This window comes from Paraburkholderia strydomiana (assembly GCF_046030495.1).
GTDB classification, from domain to species: Bacteria; Pseudomonadota; Gammaproteobacteria; order Burkholderiales; family Burkholderiaceae; genus Paraburkholderia; species Paraburkholderia strydomiana_A.
The window spans coordinates 1-22006 of record NZ_JAQQCJ010000005.1; the positions used below are offsets into that span (position 1 = coordinate 1).

A 22006-nucleotide genomic window follows, 5' to 3' on the forward strand; every position below is an offset into this window, starting at 1 on the left:
CCTCGGACCTTCGCTGTCGCCGGTAACTGCTGTCGGCGTATAGATCAACAATTTCGAGGAGGAGCGGACGCTAATGGGTATTCTCGGATCTACTGCACTTTCTCCTTGACTGCTCGCAAGGCTGAGATAGGGCTTTCAAGAGACCGTCGCGTGTTCGCGCCGAACGGATGACGACCAGCCGGTGCCGTAAGGTCGCTAGCGCATCTCAGGATTCGGCAGCCTCAGTTTTGAGGGGCGCTCTCCAATCGGGGCTGTGTCGCGCGAGTCGGTCGCGCCGCTTTGTACCACTCGCGATGAATCTGTTTCTACGTGCGGGTTCACATTACATTATTTCGCAGTCCATCTCAAAAAATCGAAACGCATATTTGACGATCATTGAAAGAAAGGGATTGCCAGCGGTGATAGATTTCGGACCGGACGATCCGGTGCAGCTACAAAAACGATGGCAAGAACCACAGGCTTTTCGCAACAACTCACTACGCACCAAGCAGCAATTGCACGCCGCCGCTTCATCCGCCTGTTCGGGGAACGGGCGGCAGCTGACCGTCCGCTATGGATGCGCGTGACCGCTGTGGTGATGACGGTGGTGATGTATTTCGCGCCTGCGGTGCTGCTCGTCGACCAGACCGCACACGCCGCACCGATCGTCGATCCACGCGCACCGGTGACCTTCCAGCCGACGGTCACGCAGGCCAGGACCGGAGTTCCGGTCGTCAATATAGCGCCAGCGAATGCAAACGGCCTCAGCGCGAACCAGTACAGCTCATTCAATGTTGACAGCACGGGTCTCGTGCTCAATAACAGCCTCATCGCGGGCACGCCGCTGCTCGGTGGCACGCTCGGCGCGAACCCGAACCTTAACGGACGGGCAGCCACCACGATTCTCAATCAGGTCACCTCGACCGCACCCTCGACGCTCGCGGGTCCGCTCGAGGTGTTCGGGTCTCCGGCCGCCGTCATCATCAGCAATCCAAATGGAATCAGCGTTAATGGTCTTTCGTTGACGAACGCGTCAAACCTCGTGCTAACTACTGGCGAGCCGCAGTTCATCACCGGACCAGGCGGAACGCCGACGGCCTTTGCCAATGCTGGTGCCGTCTCGTACGCCGTCTCGTCGGGCAACATCACGATCAACGGCCCCGCAGGCGTGAACGGCCCCGGCGCGGGTATCGAGGGGACGGTCGGAAATATCGACCTGATTGGCCACTCAGTGAATCTGGCCGCGCCTCTCTATGCGAACCAGGCCGTCAACGTCATCACGGGCAACCAGAGCGTCACGCCCACCTCTACAGGTGCCTCGGGCACGACCTACGGTGTCTCGAACGTGGCGGCTGGTACGCCGGGTGCGTTCGCGGTCGATGCGAGCCAGTATGGCTCCGTCACGGCCGGCCAGGTCTATATCGTCTCAACCGCGGCGGGGCAGGGCGTCAATATGCAGGGGCCGCTGGCGGCGACTGCTGGCAACCTGGCCGTGAATTCGAACGGCGATATCACCGTTGGACGAACCTACGCGAATCAGAACGTCGCCCTTACCAGTGCCGGTAAGGTCTCGGTCGCCGATACCGGCCAGGCGAACCAGAACTACACCGTCAACGCCGCAGGCGACATCAATGCGACCGGCAGCGTGTCGGCCGGACAGGATGTTTCGCTCACGGCGGGTAACAACCTGAATGCGGCGTCGGTGGCCGCAAACGGGCAGGCGAGCCTTGTGGCGGGCAACTCAATCACTCTCGGTTCGCTCTCGGCCAATGCGATCAACCTGCAGACGGGAACCGGCGACCTGACCGTCAATTCGGCGCTCTCCGCACCGGGCACGATTGCGGCGGCTGCCGGCCGTGACGTGACGATCAACGGAACGGTGCAGGGCGGCAGTACGGTGGCGCTCACGGGCGCGCGTAACGTGACGGTCAACGGAGCGGTGACGGCGGTCGGCGACACGACGATCACGGCCCGGACCGGTTTCGTATCCGTCTCGGGCAATGCGCAGAGCAACGGGGTGCTCACGGCGACGGCAGGCCAGGACGTGGCCCTCGGCGGCACCGTGCAGGCGCAGGGGCCGGTGTCGGTTACCGCAACGAACGGCTCCATTGTTGGGCAGGGCAATGTCGCCTCGTCGAACGAGGCGGTGTCGCTCACAGCGGGCCAGAATGTGCAGACGGGTGGCAGCCTGCAGGCGGGCACAGACCTGAGCGTACGCGCGGGCGCCGACGCGACGCTTGTCGGTACGGTGACGGCGCCGGGCGCAGTCACCGTGACGGCGGGGCAGGACGCCACGCTGGCCGGTGCGGCGACCTCGGGTACGGCTCTCACGGTTAGCGCAGGCCGTAATGCTTCGATTGATGGTACGGTGGCATCGCTCGGCAACATGGCGTTGTCGGCGGCGGCAGGCACGCTTGCTACGACGGGTGATGTGGTCAGCCTCGGCACGCTCAACGCGAGCGGCCAGCAGGGCGTGAATCTGGGTGGCACCGTCTACAGTCAGGGCAACGCGTCGATCCGCTCGGGCGCAGGCGCGGTGACGGTAGGTGGGACCGTATCGAGCCCCGGCGCAATCACGGTGAACGCGGCGCAGGATGCGACGGTTGCGGGCGCGGTCCACAGCGGCAGCGACACGACCGTCGACGCCGGCGGCAACGTGGCGCTGAATGGCGGCCTCGAAGCCGATGGCAGCGGCAACGCGAGCGTGACGGCGGGCGGAAACATCACGGGGAGCGGAGCGCTCAATGTCGCCAACACCACCACGCTGACTGCGGGCAACAGCATCACACTGACCGGCGCGTTCCAGACCGGCAACGACCTCAGCGCCACGGCGGCGCAGAACGTGACGACGGCTGCGGTCACCGCGGTGGGCAATGCGAGCGTGACGGCTACGAATGGCAGCGCGACTCTCGGCGGAGATGTACTCACGGGCGGCAACCTGGGCGTGATCGCCGGTACCGATGTGAATGCGCCGGGCAGTGTCACGGCGTTGGGCGATCTGAATCTGAACGCACAGGGTGGCAACCTGACGGCCAGCGGCCCGGTGTCGGCCGCAGGTAACGCGACGCTGAACGCGGGACAGAATCTCGCGCTCAACGGCCAGACCAGCGTGTCGGGTAACGCGGCGCTCACGGGCACGAACATCACGACGCAGGATGTAGGCGTGGGCGGCAATTTCACGGCTACTGCGACGCAGAACCTCGACACCTCGTCAGGTACCCTCAGCGTGAACGGTACCGCGACGCTCACTGGCGCGACGGTGACGTCTGGCAATGCGGTGGTTGGCGGAACCTACAGCGCGACCGGCTCGCAAAGTCTCACCACGACCGGTACCGGCGCGTACCTCGGCGACGCAACGCTCGAGGGCGGCACGGTGACGACGAGCGGCACCCAGATGGCGGCAGGTACGCTGACCGTCTCGGGCACGACGGTGGCGAATACCGGCGCGCTCTCGGGTCTGAGCGCGGCGAACATTACTGCAACGAACCTCGTCAACAGCGGCACGATGTATGGCCCGTCGGTGAACGTGTCGGTCGCGAACAGCACGACCAACAGCGGCGCGCTGATGGCAACCCGTGCGTTCACACTGACGACAGGCGCGCTGGACAACGGCAATGGTGTGATCTTCGCGGGCGACGTGAACGATCCGACAGCGGCCACGGGTGACGCGACGGTCAACGTGACGGGCGCCGACGGCAGCTTCCGCAACGCGAACGGGAAGATCCTTGGGCAGAACAGCGTGACGCTGAATCTGCCGCAGCAGACGATTGATCCGTCGTCGCCCGCATTCGGGACGGTCAACGGCGGCCATGCGCTGAACCTGTTGGCGGCGGCCATCACCAACAGCGGAACCTGGACGCTGCCGGGCACGAATGTGACTGTTTCGGCATCCCAGGGGATCAGGAATACCGGCACAATCGGCCAGGCGGCAGGCTCGTTAGCGTTCAACGGCGCCATCACCAACAGCGGCACGATCGCCGCGCAGGACCTCACGGTCAATGGAAGTCTTGCCAATCAGGTGGGTGCGACCGTACAGGCGGGAGATGCCTTCACGTTGAACGGCTCGGGCACGAATGCGGGCACCGTCGAGGCGCTGAACAACCTCACGATCACCGGCACGAGCTACGACAATTCGAACGGCACCACGAAGGCCGGTACCGGCTCGGCAGGCATCGGCAACATGGCGATCAACCTGTCGGGCGATCTCACGAATGCGGGTGGCACGATCACGGCGACCAATGACCTCGCGCTGAGCGCGGCGAACGTGATCAACTCGGGCGCGTCGGGTTCCGGCGCGACCACCACCACGACGACCGTACTCGACAATCCGGCCCTGCTCATGGCGCTGCTGGTCGGCACCGACACGCTTGACACCGCGACGATTTATGGCGCTGAGAATGGCTTCTGCTGCGACATCACCTCGACGTCGCAGAAAGTGACGCTCGCGGATGCGCTATCGCCTGACGGTACGGCGGCAGGCGTCACGGAGGGCGTCCTTACCCTGCTGCCGGGCAGTCCGCCGGTGACAACATCGGGCACGGTGACGTTCGTCGAGGTTGCGGTTCCCACGGCATCGGGCGGCACGCAGAAGCTGTGGTTTGTCGAGACGTCGGATAACGCAAGCCCGGCCATCGCCAGAAAGACCATCGCGTTGCCCACGGTGACCGAAACGACGACCACGGCTGGCGGCGCAGCGGGTGCCAGTTCGGTGATTGCAGCAGGCCGTGATCTCAGCCTGACCACGGGCAGCCTGAATAATCAGGGCGGCACGGTCAGCGCCGGCAACGACGCCAACCTCAACGTGCAGTCGCTCAACAACAGCGGCTCGACGTATACCTCGACGGTGACGGACGGTGTCGATCTCACCTCACTGAATGGGTTTCTCGCGGCTGCGCCGTCGACGATTTCGATCTGGAACAACTACTACGGGGATATGGCGGTCGGGCCTTATACGGTGGGCACCTACATTGCCCCACCAGGCATCAGGCTGGACTCGCCAGGCACCGTTACGCCGGTTTCCACTTCTTCGTCGATGGCGGTGCAAGGCGCGACCGGTCAGATCGTTGCCGGTCATAACGTGAATCTCGCGGGTGGCGACCTCACGAACGCGGGCACCATTGCTGCCGCGAACGACGTGAACATCACCGCGAACAGCTTCACGAACCAGGGCATCAATAGCGGGACGATGACGACCACGGCGGGCTGCGCGGCCGGTTATAGCGGCTGCACCGCAGGCGCCACGAGCAGCAACAACTCGCAGACGTACAGCTACCAGCAGATCAATGCGAACGTCACGGCGGGCAACGATATCGTCATCGCCGCAAACGCGGTCAGCAATACCTACGGCAACCTGGTGGCGGGACGCAACGTCGTGATCGGCGGTGCGGGTACGAGCGCGAGCGATGGTTCGGTCACGCCCACGAACCTGACGCAGGCCGCGAGCGTGACGAACACCTCGGGCGCGATCGCGGCGGGCAACGACGTGGATATCAATGCGTCGAGCCTCGTGAATACCATCGCGGCGCCCGTGCAGGTGCATGAGAACTACGGCAGTTCAACACCGTTTACCGGCTGCTCGTCGAACTGCGAGGCGTATGTCGATGTGCAGTCGGCGAGCCCTTCCACGATCACGGCGAATCATGACGTCAACCTGAAAGCGGGTACGTTCGCGAATACGGGCAGTCTCGTGACCGGCCTGAACAACGTCACGATCAATGCGACGGCAAGCGCGTCGAGCGATAACCAGTACCTGAACGCGTACTGGCACGCCAACCTGTCGTACTACGATGCGAACTTCCCGGCATGGGGATGCGCGGGCAATGCCGCGCAGTGCGCGTCGCTTTACGGTAGCGCTTATCAGAGCGCGCAGGCTCAGGGTCCGGCCGGGTTGCTTGACGCAGTGGGTCTCCCCGACTTTGTGGCAGGCACGATCCAGGCGGGAAACACGCTGGCAGTGAACTCGCCGACGCTGACTAACACGGGTAACGTGATTGGACAGACGGTGAATCTCACGGGTTCGACGCTCGTCAATGGCCTGACGAACCCGAACGCCTATACGCCGCCGCCCGCCGTCGCGGGCCAGGTGATTACGCTCGGACCACCCTCCGTGCCTTCGACCGCGACGACGGCCGTCAACGCGGCAGGGCTGGTGACCAATCTGGCGGGTCAGCCGGTCTCGGTGACGGGTGCCGCAGGTCTGCCGTCGAACTCGCCCATTGGCGTGACGACCGTGGGCAGGCCGGTTGCGCCGTCCGTTGGCAGTGCCAGCGCTCCGGCGGGCACGACCGTGACGACGGTGGGTGGCCAGACGCTGAACGTAACGTATCTGCTCAATAGCCCCGCGTCGGCTGTAACGGGCGATCTGTCGCCTGCAGCGTTGCTCGCGCAGTTGCCCGCGAGCCTGCAACCGGATACCACGCAGTTCTACTACGACCCGTACACGCAGGCGCAGCAGGTCGAGCAGGCGGCGCTCCAGGCGACGGGCCAGTCGAGCTTCTATGCGCTGCCAGCGCAGACCGACAGCCAGACCCAGCAGACGGTCAACAACCTGGACACGGCGGCGCTGTATGGCGCGGCGCTGCAGTATGCCGAGCAGAACAACATCGCGCTCGGCACGCAGCTGAGCCAGTCGCAGCTTGCGCAGATCAATGCGCCGATGCTCTGGTACGTCGAGGAGACGGTGCCCGAGCCGGGCTGTACGGCAACGGGTAACGGCGCATGCCCGACCGTGCAGGCGCTGATGCCTGAAGTGCTGCTGCCGCAAAATTTCGCGACCGTGAATGCAGACGGCACCATTACTGGCACGAACGTCGCACTGAACTACGCGAACAGCATTCTCAATACAGGATCGGTCAACGCGGAAAACCTGACCGTCAATACCGGCTCGCTGACCAACGAACAACGATCGACCAACGTCGGCGACATCTACGCAAAACTGGCCGGCGGCGCCGGCGTGACGGAGACGACTGGTACGGTGGTGCAGCAGGGCGGCCTGATGAGCGCTGCGAACTACCAGCTCAACGTCGATACGCTCAACCAGATCGGCGGTGCGTTGCAACAGGTCAACGCGGACGGAAGTGCAAATGATGCGGCGACCGCACAGCTGCTGGCAAACCTGAAGGACCAGCTCGGCGGCAACTTCACTCAGTCTTCAGTGAGCGACAACCTGCAGACCTCGGTCGTGGCTGACCAGAGCATGAGCACATGGGGCACCGTGTTCATGATGGTGGACATGGTGATCATCTCGATCGGGTCGGCGGGTGCGGCCTCAGCGGCGATCGGTGCGATGGCGGGCGCGGCGGCTGGCTCGGGGGCGACATTTGCGGCTGCGGGTACGACAGCAGGTGCACTGGGTGCGGGTGTCGGTAATGCTGCTTTGGCGGCGGCCGTGGGCGGAATGGTGAACAGCGCGATGGGCCAGTCGCTGTCCGGCGACGGGTTCAATCTGGGCCATATGTTCGAGGCGGGGGCGACGGCGTTCGTGACGGCGGGGCTGACCAACGGCATCACCTATGCGAATGGCGCGCTTGGCTTCACGACCACAGCATCGTCGAACAGCCTGGCGGCGCTCGCGGGCGTGCAGGCTGTGGGCAACGTCATCCTGCCGGGTGCAACGGCGGCCACGGGCAACACGCTGCAAACAGTACTGGCGCTTGCGGCGATTACGGGCATCCAGGCGGGTACACAGAGCCTCATCGAGGGCAGTAGCTTCCTGACCGATCTGCGCAACGACGGGATAGCCAATCTGGCTGCAGCCGGGGCATTCGCCATTGGCAATGATGGCGAGGCGGGGTACCTCAATGAAGGTGAGTACATCGCCGCGCACGCGGCACTCGGATGTGCAGCTTCAGCGGCGGTGGGCACAGGATGCGCTGCCGGCGCAGTCGGTGCGGCTGCGAGCGCCGCCTTCTCTCCTGACTTCATCAGCGGAATCGATCCGTCCGGAGCTCCGCTCGACCAGGGGCAGCTGGCTGTACTGGCGGCATTCGCAACGGCGATGGGCGGTGGTTCAGCGGCACTGACCGGGCTGAACGTCCAGGGGGCGACGAGTGCTGCACAGAACGAGGCGTTGAACAATGACGCAGGAAGTCCAGGGCACACGGCTGCGGCTGTCAAAAACGGTGGCGTTGCGGGCGCGGCGTGGAACCTCGCTGTAGTGGCGGCTGGACTGGCTGATCAGGGCGGGGCGTGGCTGGTCAACCAGTTTGCACTTGTCGCCAATGGCAATCGTCAACAACAGCCTCCTTCTGACCCGAACAAGCAACTCGAGTCAAACGATGGGAACGATACGCCGAGCGGGACGGCCGGCGCTGTGGTGACACCAAGTATTTCCGTTCCGTTGCCCGGTGGCGCGATGGCGACCATCCCGCCAGTAGTGGTTCCGGGTGCACCAATCATGTCGAGTGGGGGCGCGGGTAACGACAGCGAAGTCGCCTCTACAGGGCAACGGTCTGCGACAAGTCCGGCCACAAACCGCGAGGCCACGAGCCCTGTTGGCGTGAGCGGTAGCCCAATGACGGTGCCACGGGGAACAAATGCTCCGACGACCATTAACGACGTTAACTACTCCGCGCACGCGATCGACCGGATGCAGGGGCGCGGTATTCCACCGTCGGTAGTTCAAAACACTATTCAGAACGGGACTGTCTACCCCACTGGGGCGGGGACAACGGGTCACTACGATTCGGTGAATAATGTTCGCGTTATTACGAACTCGACCACCGGTCTTGTGGTCACCGTCATTCCGGGAGCGCCAGGCAAATGAGTGAATCGATGAACACCCTTGAGGTCAAGGTGCACAAGATACTGATTCAGGAGTGGGATCCTATCGGAGTCAAGGACATACCCGAGGCGCATGACGAATACGACATGTACGTCTCGGGTATATGCCGGATGCTGCGCGCGGGACAGTCGAGCGCGGAGATCTACAGTCATCTACGTTGGATTGAGACGGAGCGCATTGGGCTTGACGGTAACGAGCAGCATACGCATCGGATCGCGGCGAAATTGTTTGGCTTGGTGCGATGACACGTCTGCTTGTTGCCAGTTTGCCGTTTCTCACAATTGCTGATGCTCTTGACAGCATCGTTCGTCCGGCCGCGCAAACTTCGGGGTCAAACCTTGGGATCTCATCCGGCGAAAGCTCAAATGGAAAGAAGGTCGTTTAATTGGCAGACTTGTATAGGTCTCTGCGGCATACTAATAGCGCTGATATCACTTGTGTTCGCCTACCGCCAAACAAATATATCGGAGAAGCAATCGCATGTTGCGGTTCAGCCGAGGATTACCTTAACCATCCAGGATGACGACGCACGAGACCGTAGGGGATGGTATATAAACAACAACGGGCTTGGGCCGGCATACTTTACCAATTTTCAAATATTTATTGATGATCAACCTATTAAATCAACGGAAAGGGGCGGCTGGACCAAAGCGCTTAGTGCGCTCGGAGTACAAGCAGGTTGTTTTGGGGAAGCATGGACGCCATCTAGGACTTCTCTCCCGGCAGGACGCGACGGAGAGGAGGCACTCGTACGGTTTCACAACCGTGACCCGGCGTGCACTGGACAATTCGACTCGTTCTTAGGACAGGCGTCTCGCATCAAAGTGAAGATCGGCTATCAGTCCATTTACGGCGATCAATTTTCGGTAGAGGATGCACCCAACATGCCCGAGTAAGTCGCCACAAACACGGGCAAGGTTACTATCGACGGTAAGATTGGCGGTCAACTTGAGGGGCGTGGGTGGACGGAACAAGAGGTACAAGCGGTCGTCAATGAGGGACCTGTCGGAACTACGATGGATAGCCGATCTGCGGGAAAACCCCAGACGGGTTGTCGAGAAATGACTCTGCATCCGTGTATGGCACGAACGGTTACGTTGTGGTGAACGACCGGGCGGGCGAAGTTGTGCAGGTGAGCGGCAAGAACGATCCGGGATGGATTCCAGACAGCCGAATTAAGTGGATGTGAGTCGCGATGAAAATTGATCTTCAACGACGCTACGATTCATCGGATGACTTTTTCGCATTCGGTGGAAGTGTTGTGATGAAGTTATCTGCCGATGCAGCAATTGCAGTTTGTGAGTGGGCGGTCCAACACGGTTTTGGTTGTCGCCCGGATCGAGGGAGGTATTTGGCATTCTCCCGGATTTGAGGCGAGGCTCGATTGTATTTGGGATGGAGTTGATCCACCCGTTGATGTGGGGGCGGCGGAACAAAACAATTTGGCCGCCGCCGAGTTCATTCGCTCAGAGAGCCAAATGCATGATGCCTTTGTTGTGACGGCTCCGCAGATGACGACCCGGTGACTTGGACGAATCGCAACCTTGCCAACGTCGGTGCCGGTGATTTGTTGCCACAAACAACGTGCTTGTCGGTCTCGGTTCAACCGTGTGGATTCCGAGAAGGATGGTCATCCGCTCGTCGTCATCGGCGAGGACTGTGAGTCTGAGTGGAATAAACCGAGCGAATCGCACGATGTGTCGGTAGCCAGTCGCGATCAACATACCAACATACTTTCTCGCGCTACTTGGAGTCTGATGAACTGATGGGTCAACCGTGGTATTCCATGGTCCTTAACAAGTGACGACTCGCCGGAGTCGACGTCTGTGGTTGGGAGAGTAGATGATTAGAAGCTGGCGTTGCCGCTATTTATGAGGGCAACGTGCCGGATAGGCCCACATCCATATCATCTGCACTACTACTTTTTTTGAGATGAAAATAACAAAAGTTGCACGCTGTTTGCTCATAAGGGGCGGGCCTCTCGCTTTTCGCCCGCTTAGCCTCTTGATCGCATTTGCGATAGCGGGGCCGGACGCCTTGGCTGCGGCGATCGTAACGGACGGCGGCACTGCGACAAGTGTGTCAACCGTGGCAAATGGTCACCAGACCGTGTCGGTCGCCCCGGCAGTGGGTGGCGTGTCGAACAACACGTACCGCTCCTTCAACGTATCGACGGCGGGAGCAGACCTGAACAACGCGGGCATCAATGCGCGCACGATCGTCAACCAGGTCACGAGCACGAATCCCTCTCTGATCCAAGGCGCAGTCAATGTGCTGGGTCCTCGTGCAAACGTGATCCTGGCGAACCCCAACGGCATCACCGTCGATGGCGGTTCGTTCGTGAACGCGGGCCACGTCGTGCTGTCCACCGGTCAGGTCAGCTTCAGTGACATCACACTCGCGCCGGGACAGATCCAGCGCAACGTCGTGCTGACCACAAACGGCGGTGCAATCACTATCGGCGCAGGCGGACTCACGGGCACGCTTATCAACCTTGACCTCGTCTCGAAGCAGCTCGCGGTCAACGGCCCGGTCACAAACGACTTTTCGAGTTCGACCGGCGGCATCCGCGTGATCACCGGCAGCAGCACGACAACGTGGGACCCGGGCCTGTCGCCCTCTGACAATGGCCACGACTGGCTCGCTGGCCTGACTTCGCCCGGTGGGCAGGGAGCGGGCTATGCGGTCGATATCACGCAGGTGGGCGGTCTCACCGCGGGCCGCGTGCAGCTCATCGTCACGGATCAGGGGGCCGGCGTGCGCAGCACCGGTACGCTCAACGCCACAGCGGGCGATGCGGTGATACAGGCCGATGGCGACATCACGGTCGCGGGCGGCTCGGTGATGGCGGCCAATGACGTGACGATGACGACGCCCGGCGCCGTATCGGTTCAGGGCGCGAATATCGTTGCGAATGACGACGTCAGCATCAACGCCGGCAGTATGGCGATGTCGGACGGTGCCGCCAGTCCAGCGACGATCGCCGCGGGCAACGCGGTCACGCTGACTGCCGCGGGTGATATCAGCAACACCGGCAGCCTGATCCAGGCGGGCCTCGTACAGCCGGACGGCACGCTTTCGGGTGGAGACCTGTCCCTGAACGCGGGCGGCAGCATCACGAACCGCTCGGACGCCGCCAATCTCGGCATCCTATTTTCAGCCAACGGCCAGGCGCTCCTTAGCGCGAAAGGCGATATCACCAACGACAACGCGCGCATTCTCGCCAACGGCAACGTGACGCTCGCGGCCCAGGGTGACGTGAACAACCTGATCGACCATACCGGCGGCGTCAACGGCGGCACGCCGGTAGCGTACTCCGATGAGGGCGGCCGCTTCCTGTTCTTCCAGCATACGTCGAGCGGTTTTAACGTTGACTACGGCACGGTCACCGAAGCGGATCAACTCGCGACGATCGCCTCGAGCGGCGGCAACGTGACGATCACCGGCCGCAACGTCACCAATTCGGGAGGCGTCGTCCAGTCCAACGATGGCGATGTGAACATCACCTCACAGGACACCTTCACTAACGCGGCGGTGTTTTCGGGTCAGGCCAGCTACTCGCATAGCTGCTTCATTTTCTGCCACGGCAGTGCGTCGAGCACCGTGACGCCGTGGGGCCGCACGATCCAGGCAGGCGGCAACGTTGCGATCAATGCCGGCTCGAGCGCGGCCAACATCGGGGGGAACGTCTACGCACATGGCGACCTGTCCGTTGACGCGCCACTCACCTACGCCACGGGCGTGACGGGCTACTCGTCGATCAACCAGGACCGTGGCTTCAAGGCGTTCTTCGGCTCGACCTGGGCACAGCTGATCGCGATGGATATCGGCGGAGGCTTCACCGCGGACGGGCTCGTGACCCTCACGGGCGACGCGATTATCAACGGTGGCTATATCTCGGGCGGCCAGGGCCAGAGTGTTAGCGGTCAGATCACGACCCTGCGTGCGCCGTCGAGAACGCCGGTGCAGATTGGCCAGCACCTGGGCCTGATGACGTGGCTGTGGTACTGAAGATGCAGATGAAGAATGCCTGGCGGCTCGCCGCACTACCTGCGACGATCGCCGTTGTAACGAACGTCTGTGCGCAGACGCCACCACCGGTCGCGCCGCGCCCGGTGCAGGACCCCGCGCAGCAACTGATCGACCAGCAGCGCGAGGCCGCGCGCCAGCGACAGCTTGCCGAGCCGCCGTCACAGATCAGTGTCGCGCCGTCCGGCAGCGACACCTCGCTGAACATCCCGCTAGACACGCCGGTCGACCAGATTCCCGAACCCGGTCCGACATTCCAGGTCAGGCATATCGTTCTGACGGGACCGGAAGGCAGACCGTTTGTTCAAACCACCGTATCGCAGTCCACGCTGGACGCAATCACGGCGGCGTTTGCCGGTCGCGAGATCGGTTCGCACCGCCTGAACTTGCTGCTACGACGTCTCACCGACGCATATGTATCCGCCGGATACGTGACGACCCGCGCAGTGCTCGGGCCGCAGAACATCGGTTCAGGGACGCTGACGGTCGTGATCCAGACAGGGATGATTGAAGCCTTCACGGTCAACGGCAAGCCCATTCGCCGACTGGCCATGAACGAGCAATCCGCTGGAGGCGGGTGGTTGACCGATGCTGGCTACGAGAACGCATTCCCGACGGGCCCAGGCGATCCGCTGCGGCTCTCCGACATCGACCAGGGCGTCGCGCAGATCAACCGCCTGCGGCGCAACCAGGCGAGCGTGCAGGTGCTGCCGGGGCAGGCCGTGGGCGACTCGGTGATCGCGATCAACAATGCGCCCGGCGACCGCACCTACTACACGCTGGGCGTGGACAACTATGGCGCCGAATCGACAGGTGTCACGCGCTACCGCGCGGGCTTCGAGGTGGACAACCTGATTGGTCTGCAAGAGTCCCTGAGCCTGAACTATATCGACAGCCTCGAGAGCAATGCGCTCGTCGGCTCGTTTGCGATTCCGTGGGGCCGCAACACGTTCAGCTACACGCTGTCGGACTCCGAATACCAGCAGCTTGCCGGCACGACGGCGCTCGAATACGGCCGCACGCTCAGTCATATTTTTGGCTGGAACTATCAGCTCGGACGTACTGCATCCGACCTCACGGCGCTCGACGCAACGCTCTCGTGGCGACGCACCGACCGGGACATCAACAACAACGATCTCGATCCCCAGCGTGTAGCGGTTTTGCGCGTGGGTGGAAACTGGCTACACCGCTTCGTACTGAACGATGCGCAGGGCAACGTTACGCTCGACACGGGTATCTCGCAGGGCCTGCCGTGGTTCGGCGCGAATCATGACGGCGCGGATACACAGCGCACTGACGCGCACGCCCAGTTCACCAAGTTCGACGCGACGGCGACCTGGACCGTCCCACTGCCGAAGCTGGGCCGCGCCGCGCTGGCCTATCGCGGTGCGCTCGGCGGCCAGTACACGAACGTCGCGCTCTACGGCACCGACCAGCTCTATCTTGGCGGTATGGACACGATCCGAGGTTTCCGCTCGGGTGACATCGCGGGCGATCGGGGCATCTATTCTCGCAACGAACTGGCGTGGGTGAACGTGCCGGTATGGCATGACGGGCGCATTGAACCCTATGTCTTCCTCGACGCGGGCAAGGCCAATCTCATCGCGGTGCCGGGCTTTGCCGCGCTGGCAGGTATGGGCGTGGGCCTGCGTGCGCAATGGCAGTGGCACCGTCAGCAGTTCTCGGCCGAAGGGCTGGTCGGGCGGCAGCTCTGCCGGCCCGCAGCCATCGGGCCAAAGTCGACGCTCGCGCTTGGCACGATCAACTGGACTTTCTAGCAATTTTTATCAAAGGGTGTACCCAATGTTCCGACTCAACAGCATGATTCGCGCCGCGTGTGTGACCGCATTTGCCTCAGTTGCGCTCAGCACGTTCACGTCGTCGTTCGCACACGCCGCCGACGTGTCCGCGTCGAGCCTGCCTACCGGGGCGGTGGCCGTCGTCAATGGCGTGACGGTGCTGCAGAAGCAGCTCGACGATGCCGTGCGGATGGTGACGGCAAAGACCGGCCAGCCAGACACACCGCAGTTGCGCCAGATGCTCAGAAGCGGCCTGGTTGCACGCGAGGTACTGCGGCAGAGCGCAGAGAAGGCCCACTACGATCAGAAGCCGGAAGTACAGCAGGCGCCTGCTGCTGCGAAGGTCGGCACCGAAATTCAGTTGTACCTGAAGGACAGCATTCATCCGGAGCCGGTCACCGACGCGCAGGTGAAGGCACGTTATGACGACATTGTCTCTTCGCTCGGCAAGGACGAGTTCAAGCCGCGCATCATCACCGTGGGCGATGAGGTGACGGCGAAGCAGGTGCTGGACAAGGCGAAAGCGGGCGGTGCGTTCGAGGCATTGGCGAAGGAATACAGCATCGCACCTAGCAAGGCAAGCGGTGGCGAGATGCCATGGCTCAGCTTCCCCGTGCCGGTGACCGAGGGCCGGACGCAAGGTTTGCCGGCGGTGCTGGCGAAGACTATCTCGCAGTTGCCGGTCGGCGGCATGACGCCGCAGCCAGTTCAGGTGGGGAATGTCTGGACGATCGTGAAGCTCGATGCGAAGCGTCCAACGCAGGTGCCGCCGTTCGACCCGGCGAAGGATGCAATGCGCAAACAGCTGGAAACGCTGGAGATGGAGAAGGCCGCCGCGCAGTTCACGGGAAACCAGATGAAGAATGCGTCGATCCAGCAATAAGGCATTGGATGGGTAGCCGCGGCGGCCGCTGTCTGTCGGATGTGTACAGGGCAGCGAAGCATCCGCTGGAGTGGCAGTGCCAGCTCGGACATATCTGGTCAACGAAGCCCTTGATCGAGCTTGGAGGTTGCCGGTGTCCGCTGTGCGTGACCCTCGAGCGTTCGAAGAAGTCTGGCAAGCGCCTGAAATGCGATCGTGAGGGGATGAACGTAACAGGAGGCAGGGTGTGCCCGCAAAACCAGAACCGACAGATTTCATCTGGTCTGCGCAGGGAAGTGTCATCAGCCCGTTTGTAGCGGGCAAGTCACACGGCGTACTGATCCGCACTACGGCAGGTGAGGCCGTCAGCGCAGCCGCTGCCGGCGACGTGGTGTATGCCGGTATCGCGATCTCGGCCTACGGACCGCTCGTGATCATTCGGCACAACAACTGACGGGCAACAGCTTAAGGACACCACGGCAGGCTGCGGGTGAAGGACAGCGAGACCGTCACGCAGGGTCAGGCCGTCGCCAACGCTGGTCCTTGTGAGGGCGGTCGCAGTGCGGAGAGGGCCAACCCCGCCCAGCCCAGAAAGCCGGCCACGGCACACAGGCGAAAAAGACCGAGGCGATTGCCTGTGCGATCGGAGTAGCGGCCGATCAGATAACCCGCGACTGGAGCTGCAAGGCTGGTCAGGTAATAAAATCCCGCCAACGGCAGCGAGGCGCCGAGTTCCTTCACGAGGAACAGAACGATCTGCGGTGCGGCGGCTGATGTGCCGAGGCCCGACAGAAACATGGCAATCGTTGCGCCGAGAAAAAACCTCGACGCTGCAACCTGGCGCAATGCGGATCTACCGCCAGCTCGATCAGGGACCGTGGCAGATTGGCTACCGGTTTGGTCAGACATCGTGAAACGGTTCCCTCGTTATATTCCCAAACCTGTTCGGCAGCGACGGTCGATCCGGCGCGCACGCTGGAGGTTATCGCAGCCGCTTTTCGATTGCCATGGTCACGTCGAGATGGTCACTTCGGCATTGCTGAAACAAGGGGAAGTGCGCCGGGACGGGTGGCTCGCCTTCCGTTTCCCGGGAGGCTGCTAGGATAGATGGTTCGCTATTTCCCGTTTCCCGGGCCAGCCGAACAGCCTGCCCGTTGCAAACAGACTGCGACCCAACCCACAACTTTCCTTTCTCATGCACGCTCGTCACCACGCGGCCTTTACGGCGCTTCTCGCTGCCGCGCTTTTCGGTGTCACGACGCCGCTCGCGAAAACGCTCCTTGGCAGCGTTTCCCCTTTCATGGTCGCTGGCCTGTTTTACCTTGGAAGTGGCGTCGGGCTTGCCATCGCAATCATCGTTCGACGATTGTTGCAGTCTGCCGGTGAGCGCAAAAATGAAAGCAGGATCAAGAGGGAAGAGATTCCCTGGCTTCTCGGCGCAATCGTAGCGGGCGGCGTCGCAGGTCCCGCGCTTCTCATGGTCGGCCTCGGCACGACCGCCGCTGCCACGAGTTCGCTGTTGCTGAACCTCGAAGGCGTATTCACCGCAGTGCTCGCATGGGTCGTATTCCGCGAAAACGTCGATGTTCAAATATTTCTCGGAATGGTCGCGATCGTTGCAGGAGGGGGGCTGCTGTCGTGGCAAGCCGGCAATGGAGGCGTTGCACCAGGCGCACTCCTTGTCGTAGCGGCCTGTGCTGCGTGGGCCATCGATAACAATCTGACGCGGAAAGTGTCGACGAATGATGCGATGGTCATTGCCTGTCTGAAAGGTTTGGTCGCAGGATCGGTCAACCTCGTCATCGCTCTGCTGCTGGGCGCGCATTTGCCGGCCTTCGGCACAACGCTGACGGCGATGCTGACCGGCTTCGCGGGCTACGGCGTGAGTCTCGTTCTGTTCGTCGTCGCTCTGCGGAATCTGGGTACTGCTCGCACCGGTGCGTATTTCTCCGTCGCTCCGATATTTGGCGTGATGCTATCGCTGTTCATCTGGCCTGAATTGCCGTCGCTGAACTTCTGGATTGCTGCCGCGCTCATGGCCGTGGGTATCTGGCTTCATATCCGCGAGCGGCACCAGCACACGCACACGCACGAGCCTCTTGCTCACAACCATCCCCACAAGCACGACGAACATCACCAGCATACGCACGATTTCGAGTGGGACGGCGTCGAGCCTCACACGCACCCTCATCAACATACAGCGATTACCCATTCGCACGCGCACTTTCCTGACATACACCACCGACATAGCCACTAAGAGTTGGACCGCCGCTGATCGAGTCGAGTCAACTTGTCCAGGTGCGCCAGAGGATGTGCGTGTCAGTCTTCTGTTCAACCCGATGCAGACTTTCGATCCTTTTTCGCCATGGGCGCTTCATGGCTGCAACGAGCCGGACACGACCGGCTCAGGTAGACCGTTCGAGCCATTAACAAAGTTGATCAACGGGCATGCGCGCGGCAATTTTTCGTGGATCGTCATATAGCGCGCCGACTCAGTGTTCGGCGGTTGCCCCGTGGCAGCCGAACTCACCAAAGACGTCCGTTGAACGGCCATCGGCCCATTGCCCGCTCATCGGCAGTCCGTTCACCATTGCACTCGTTCATGGCGCAGAGGCGGCAATCGGCGCATTCGCCTGCAAATAAGCCCACAGTCGCTCGGCGACCGGACCGTGAATCCCGTCGCTGCGTCGAGCAGCAACGACCGTTTCCGTATGACCGGGAAAGGACCGGCCGGCAATGGACTTCAGTGCGCCGCTACGGATTTCCTCACCGATCAGGAAATCCGGCAAATGCCCCCAGGCGAGGCCCTGCAGAATCACATCCTTCTTCATGAACTGGTCCGCAACCGTGATCTGGTGCGCTCCCTCGATGACCAGAAAATGCTCGTCACGTGGCGCGCGGGCCGAATCGCGCATGACACATTGCGTGTAGTCGCGAAGATCTTCTGGGCGTAGCGCTCTGGCTAGCGACGCCGGTAACAGGCTCGGAGCGGCCACGGGAATCAGCCGGACTTTGCAAAGCGCGATCCACTCCAGTAACGGGTCTGTGGTGTCGACGCGGTGAAACATGAGGTCGGCGTCGCGTGCCTTGAGGCGTTCGAGCGGACCGCCGACCGTCTCGAAATGCAGATTCAGTCGCGTGTGCCGGCACGTCGAGAAGAAGCGCGCAAGCAGCCCGAGCACGGCCGGGCGTGGGCACAGGTCGCCCAACACCACATGCAGTTCGCTCTCCTCGCCCATGGCCAGTTGCGCCGCGTATTGACGCAAACCCTCGGCTTCGCACAGAAGTCGCTTCATGCGTTCGTGGAATGAGCGCCCCGCATCGCTTAGCTTCACGCGGTAGCCGCCTCGATCGAGCAGGTTCAGCCCCGCCTGGTGTTCGAGCCTCGCCACCGCAGCGAACACTGCCGGATGGGATCGATGCAAGGCGGCCGCCGCAGCCTGGAAGCTGCCCGTACGAATGACGGCATCGAAGCATTTGAGATCGTGCAGGGCGAAATCGGACATATCACTTTTCCTGACAAAGAATATCCGGACTTTGTAATTTTATCGGATCCCGACCTTGCCCATACTCCAGCGCTTGGGCCTGCGCCGTGACGACCCGCGGCCGGGGTGGCCGCGTGACGCGGCGTTTCTTTTGCGAGAGCTTGATGGACAATTTCTCTTATTTCCCGGTCTCCGATGGCGCATGCATTGCCTACCGGATGGAGAGGCGCGACAACAAGCCGGTGCTGGTGCTGTCGAATTCCATCGGTACGACGATGCGCATGTGGGACGGGCAAATTGCCGAACTGAGCCGTCATTTCTCAGTGCTGCGCTACGACGCCCGCGGACATGGCGCGTCGAGCGTTCCTGGCGGAGCGTATCCGCTTGCGCGGCTGGGGCAGGATGTTCTCGAACTGATGGATACGCTTGGCATCGGGCAGGCGCATTTCCTGGGGCTCTCGCTGGGAGGCATTGTCGGGCAGTGGCTGGGCATACACGCGCCGACACGGATTGACCGGCTCGTGCTCAGCAATACAGCGTCCTATCTCGGGCCTGCGGACAGATTCGAGGCACCGATCGCCGAGGCACTCCAGGGCGAAGACATGACCGCCACGGCCGAGGCATTCCTGCGCAACTGGTTTCCGGCGAGCATGCTAGAGGCGCCTGGCGCGACGGTGGGAACATTCCGTGCGATGCTGCTCGCGACCAACCGTCATGGTCTGGTTGGGTCATGGCGCGCCGTGCAGGAAGCCGACATGCGCCAGGATATCGCGCGCATCACACGGCCTACGCTGGTCATCGCGGGCGAGCACGATACGGTGACGGCGGCGAGCTACGGCGTGGAGATGGCAAAGACGATTCCAGGCGCGCAATTGCTCGTGCTGCCCGCGGTCCATCTCTCGAACATCGAGTTTCCGCAGGAATTCGTCGACGCGGTCGTGAAGTTCGTGCTATCCCCCGCGACTTGAAGGCTCGAGGCGGGCGGTCAGCTGTCGGTTCGGCCGCGCAGTCGGCTACGTCGCGCGGCGGCTGTTGGCGGAACCGGCCTGACCACGCGGCAATCCTGTCGGCATGCCGCCCGATGCGGAATCCGCTTGCGGCGACGCGGGGCATAGGGTCGAAGCGTCATTCCCGGCTGATATGAGCCGCACGACCACGGCTCAAAGATCGACCCGCATGCGCCGGTCGCAACGCTCCGGAGCGGGCCCATTCAACCTCACTGCCGCGCCGGGTCGCTTCGGGTGCCCGCGGGCGTTACAAGCCGTCTGCGGCCGCTTCCAACCCGGCGGCGCAGTTTGTGCGATCATTGCGCGCAAAGTCGAACTTATCCCGGCCGGCACCGACGCTGAGCGCGCGGACGCGTTCGACATGATTCGGCACATGATCGCTTCCGAATCAAACATTCAGCTTTTTCTTGAGCACAGTGCGGGTCGGCCGCACGGTAACCCGGTTATCTAGGAGTATTTGCAGCATGGGAGTCCCAATTTCGCAGGCGTGGACAGTCGCTACCTACGTTCTGAAACAGAAGCTGATGCGGCGAAGCCGTTATCCGCTCGTCCTCATGCTTGAGCCGCTCATGCGCTGCAATCTGGCGTGTGCCGGGTGCGGGAAAATTCAATATCCGGCGCACGTGCTGAAGTCGGAGCTTACGCCTGAGCAATGCTTCCGGGCGGTCGAGGAATGCGGCACGCCGATGGTCGCGATTCCGGGCGGTGAGCCGCTTTTGCATCCGCAGATGCCGGAGATCGTCGCCGGCCTCGTCGCGCGCAAGAAGTATGTCTATATGTGCACGAACGCCTTGCTGCTTGCCAAGAACCTGCACCTTTTCAAGCCCAGCAAGTATCTGTCCTTCTCGGTGCACGTGGACGGCCAGCGCGAGCACCACGATTTTGCGGTGTGCCGTGAAGGCGGCTACGACATCGCGATGGAAGGCGTGCGGGCCGCAGTCGCGGCAGGGTTTCGCGTCACCACCAACACGACGCTGTTCGACGGCGCGGACCCGAACAGCGTCCGCCTGCACTTCGATGAAATGATGGAAGCGGGCGTCGAAAGCATGATGGTGTCTCCCGGCTATACGTACGACAAGGCGCCCGACCAGAAGCACTTCCTTGGCCGCGCGCGTTCGAAGAAACTGTTCCGCTCGATCCTGTCGAACCGGAAGAAGAGCTGGCGCTTCAACGCGTCGCCGATCTTCATGGAATTCCTGATGGGCAAGAAGGACCTCACCTGCACGCCGTGGGGCATGCCCACCTACAGCATCTTCGGTTGGCAAAAGCCGTGCTATCTGCTCCAGGATGGCTACGCCGACAGCTTCGACGAACTGATGGAAAGCGTGAAGTGGTCCGAGTACGGCACCGAGAGCGGCAATCCGAAGTGCGCGAACTGCATGGTGCACTCGGGCTACGAGGCGAGCGGCGTGAATTACACGTTTGGCTCGTTCAAGGGCCTGTTCCAGACGGTCAAGGCGATGCTGTTCGATCGCTATGAGGATCGCGAGGCCACCGAAATACTCGCAGGATGGAAGAAGACGTCGCACGAAGTGCCGATGGTGTTCGTCCCCACGGCGCCGCGCGCGGAAGCCGCGAAGGGCGAAGCGGCCCACGCCGCCGCGCCGACGGCCGCTGCAGTCGCTCCGGATCAGATGGAGACGGCCGCTGGTACGGAGCACCAGCATCTTCAGGGCTGGACGCCGGAACTGACGACTGAAGCGGCAGTTCGAGAGGCGATGGAAAAGGCCTTCGATTATCGTGGCGACGTCACGATCACCTGCAAAGATGGCTCGACTGTCGCCGGCTATCTGTACGACCGCCAATACGGCGCGGCCTTCAAGGATTGCTTCGTTCGGATCATTCCGACCGGCAAGCAGACCAAAGACGTGATCCCGTACGCGGAGATCGGCTCCATCGCCTTCACCGGCAAGGACACGGCGGCCGGAAAGACCTTCGAAAACTGGGTCAGACGTTACTGGGAAAAGAAGGCCGCGGGCGAAAAGAACATCCAGATCGAGCCTGAATGTCTGGATGAATGACAGCTGAGGGCAGCCAGCGGGGATGCCCGGCTGGCGCCCTTG

15 protein-coding genes and 1 pseudogene are annotated in these 22006 nt (G+C 62.2%); 14 read left to right on the forward strand and 2 right to left on the reverse strand.

What is annotated here, in order from left to right:
- Positions 1–293: 293 nt before the first annotated feature.
- From PQQ53_RS08540 to PQQ53_RS08585, 11 genes and pseudogenes are all read left to right on the forward strand, one after another.
- Positions 294–566, forward strand: a complete 273-nt coding sequence (locus PQQ53_RS08540; protein ID WP_408149361.1) for a hypothetical protein — start codon at positions 294–296, stop codon at positions 564–566.
- Positions 557–8743, forward strand: a complete 8187-nt coding sequence (locus PQQ53_RS08545) for a beta strand repeat-containing protein (RefSeq protein ID WP_408323660.1) — start codon at positions 557–559, stop codon at positions 8741–8743. The genes PQQ53_RS08540 and PQQ53_RS08545 overlap by 10 nt, the downstream gene beginning before the upstream one ends.
- An 8-nt stretch (positions 8744–8751) precedes the next feature.
- Positions 8752–9006 carry a hypothetical protein gene (locus PQQ53_RS08550; protein WP_408323662.1) on the forward strand — a complete coding sequence of 85 codons (255 nt, stop codon included), beginning with the start codon at positions 8752–8754 and terminating at the stop codon, positions 9004–9006.
- A gap of 120 nt (positions 9007–9126) precedes the next feature.
- A complete protein-coding gene (locus tag PQQ53_RS35090) occupies positions 9127–9657 on the forward strand; it encodes a DUF8453 domain-containing protein (protein ID WP_494478687.1) in 531 nt (176 codons plus the stop codon).
- 39 nt (positions 9658–9696) lie between these two features.
- Positions 9697–9867, forward strand: a complete 171-nt coding sequence (locus PQQ53_RS08555) for a colicin E5-related ribonuclease (RefSeq protein WP_408323887.1) — start codon at positions 9697–9699, stop codon at positions 9865–9867.
- Positions 9861–9950 carry a colicin E5-related ribonuclease gene (locus PQQ53_RS08560; RefSeq protein ID WP_408323889.1) on the forward strand — a complete coding sequence of 30 codons (90 nt, stop codon included), beginning with the start codon at positions 9861–9863 and terminating at the stop codon, positions 9948–9950. Before PQQ53_RS08555 ends, PQQ53_RS08560 begins: the two co-directional genes overlap by 7 nt.
- A 6-nt stretch (positions 9951–9956) precedes the next feature.
- A pseudogene (locus tag PQQ53_RS08565) lies at positions 9957–10287 on the forward strand (colicin immunity protein).
- Positions 10288–10693: 406 nt separating this feature from the next.
- A complete protein-coding gene (locus tag PQQ53_RS08570) occupies positions 10694–12772 on the forward strand; it encodes a two-partner secretion domain-containing protein (RefSeq protein ID WP_408323664.1) in 2079 nt (692 codons plus the stop codon).
- Positions 12773–12780: 8 nt separating this feature from the next.
- Positions 12781–14568, forward strand: a complete 1788-nt coding sequence (locus tag PQQ53_RS08575; RefSeq protein ID WP_408323666.1) for a ShlB/FhaC/HecB family hemolysin secretion/activation protein — start codon at positions 12781–12783, stop codon at positions 14566–14568.
- Positions 14569–14593: 25 nt separating this feature from the next.
- A complete protein-coding gene (locus tag PQQ53_RS08580) occupies positions 14594–15472 on the forward strand; it encodes a peptidyl-prolyl cis-trans isomerase (RefSeq protein ID WP_408323669.1) in 879 nt (292 codons plus the stop codon).
- A 226-nt stretch (positions 15473–15698) separates the two neighbouring features.
- Positions 15699–15905 carry a hypothetical protein gene (locus PQQ53_RS08585; protein ID WP_408323671.1) on the forward strand — a complete coding sequence of 69 codons (207 nt, stop codon included), beginning with the start codon at positions 15699–15701 and terminating at the stop codon, positions 15903–15905.
- Between the two features lie 65 nt (positions 15906–15970).
- Here the strand turns inward: PQQ53_RS08585 and PQQ53_RS08590 are convergent, their stop codons facing one another.
- Complete coding sequence (locus tag PQQ53_RS08590) at positions 15971–16360, reverse strand: MFS transporter (RefSeq protein ID WP_408323672.1); 390 nt, start codon at positions 16358–16360, stop codon at positions 15971–15973.
- 286 nt (positions 16361–16646) lie between these two features.
- Here PQQ53_RS08590 and PQQ53_RS08595 point away from each other — a divergent pair, with 286 nt between their 5' ends.
- Positions 16647–17708: a DMT family transporter gene (locus tag PQQ53_RS08595; RefSeq protein ID WP_408323673.1), complete on the forward strand. Its 1062-nt coding sequence runs from the start codon at positions 16647–16649 to the stop codon at positions 17706–17708.
- 343 nt (positions 17709–18051) lie between these two features.
- Here PQQ53_RS08595 and PQQ53_RS08600 read toward each other — a convergent pair whose 3' ends face one another.
- Positions 18052–18957, reverse strand: a complete 906-nt coding sequence (locus PQQ53_RS08600) for a LysR family transcriptional regulator (RefSeq protein WP_408151830.1) — start codon at positions 18955–18957, stop codon at positions 18052–18054.
- A 143-nt stretch (positions 18958–19100) separates the two neighbouring features.
- Here PQQ53_RS08600 and PQQ53_RS08605 point away from each other — a divergent pair, with 143 nt between their 5' ends.
- On the forward strand, positions 19101–19904 hold the full coding sequence (locus tag PQQ53_RS08605) for an alpha/beta fold hydrolase (protein ID WP_408323675.1): 804 nt from the start codon (positions 19101–19103) through the stop codon (positions 19902–19904).
- A 455-nt stretch (positions 19905–20359) separates the two neighbouring features.
- Complete coding sequence (gene hpnH / locus PQQ53_RS08610) at positions 20360–21964, forward strand: adenosyl-hopene transferase HpnH (RefSeq protein ID WP_408323891.1); 1605 nt, start codon at positions 20360–20362, stop codon at positions 21962–21964.
- Positions 21965–22006 lie beyond the last annotated feature (42 nt).

What these genes read in the sequence shown, in the direction of transcription:
- PQQ53_RS08605 (WP_408323675.1), top strand. Translation starts at nt 19,101, where the DNA reads ATGGACAATTTCTCTTATTTCCCGGTCTCCGATGGCGCATGCATTGCC.
- PQQ53_RS08550 (WP_408323662.1), top strand. Translation starts at nt 8,752, where the DNA reads ATGAACACCCTTGAGGTCAAGGTGCACAAGATACTGATTCAGGAGTGG.
- PQQ53_RS08595 (WP_408323673.1), top strand. Translation starts at nt 16,647, where the DNA reads ATGCACGCTCGTCACCACGCGGCCTTTACGGCGCTTCTCGCTGCCGCG.
- PQQ53_RS08575 (WP_408323666.1), top strand. Translation starts at nt 12,781, where the DNA reads ATGAAGAATGCCTGGCGGCTCGCCGCACTACCTGCGACGATCGCCGTT.
- PQQ53_RS08540 (WP_408149361.1), top strand. Translation starts at nt 294, where the DNA reads ATGAATCTGTTTCTACGTGCGGGTTCACATTACATTATTTCGCAGTCC.
- PQQ53_RS08580 (WP_408323669.1), top strand. Translation starts at nt 14,594, where the DNA reads ATGTTCCGACTCAACAGCATGATTCGCGCCGCGTGTGTGACCGCATTT.
- PQQ53_RS08590 (WP_408323672.1), bottom strand. Translation starts at nt 16,360, where the DNA reads ATGTCTGACCAAACCGGTAGCCAATCTGCCACGGTCCCTGATCGAGCT.
- PQQ53_RS08545 (WP_408323660.1), top strand. Translation starts at nt 557, where the DNA reads ATGCGCGTGACCGCTGTGGTGATGACGGTGGTGATGTATTTCGCGCCT.
- PQQ53_RS35090 (WP_494478687.1), top strand. Translation starts at nt 9,127, where the DNA reads ATGGAAAGAAGGTCGTTTAATTGGCAGACTTGTATAGGTCTCTGCGGC.
- PQQ53_RS08600 (WP_408151830.1), bottom strand. Translation starts at nt 18,957, where the DNA reads ATGTCCGATTTCGCCCTGCACGATCTCAAATGCTTCGATGCCGTCATT.
- PQQ53_RS08570 (WP_408323664.1), top strand. Translation starts at nt 10,694, where the DNA reads ATGAAAATAACAAAAGTTGCACGCTGTTTGCTCATAAGGGGCGGGCCT.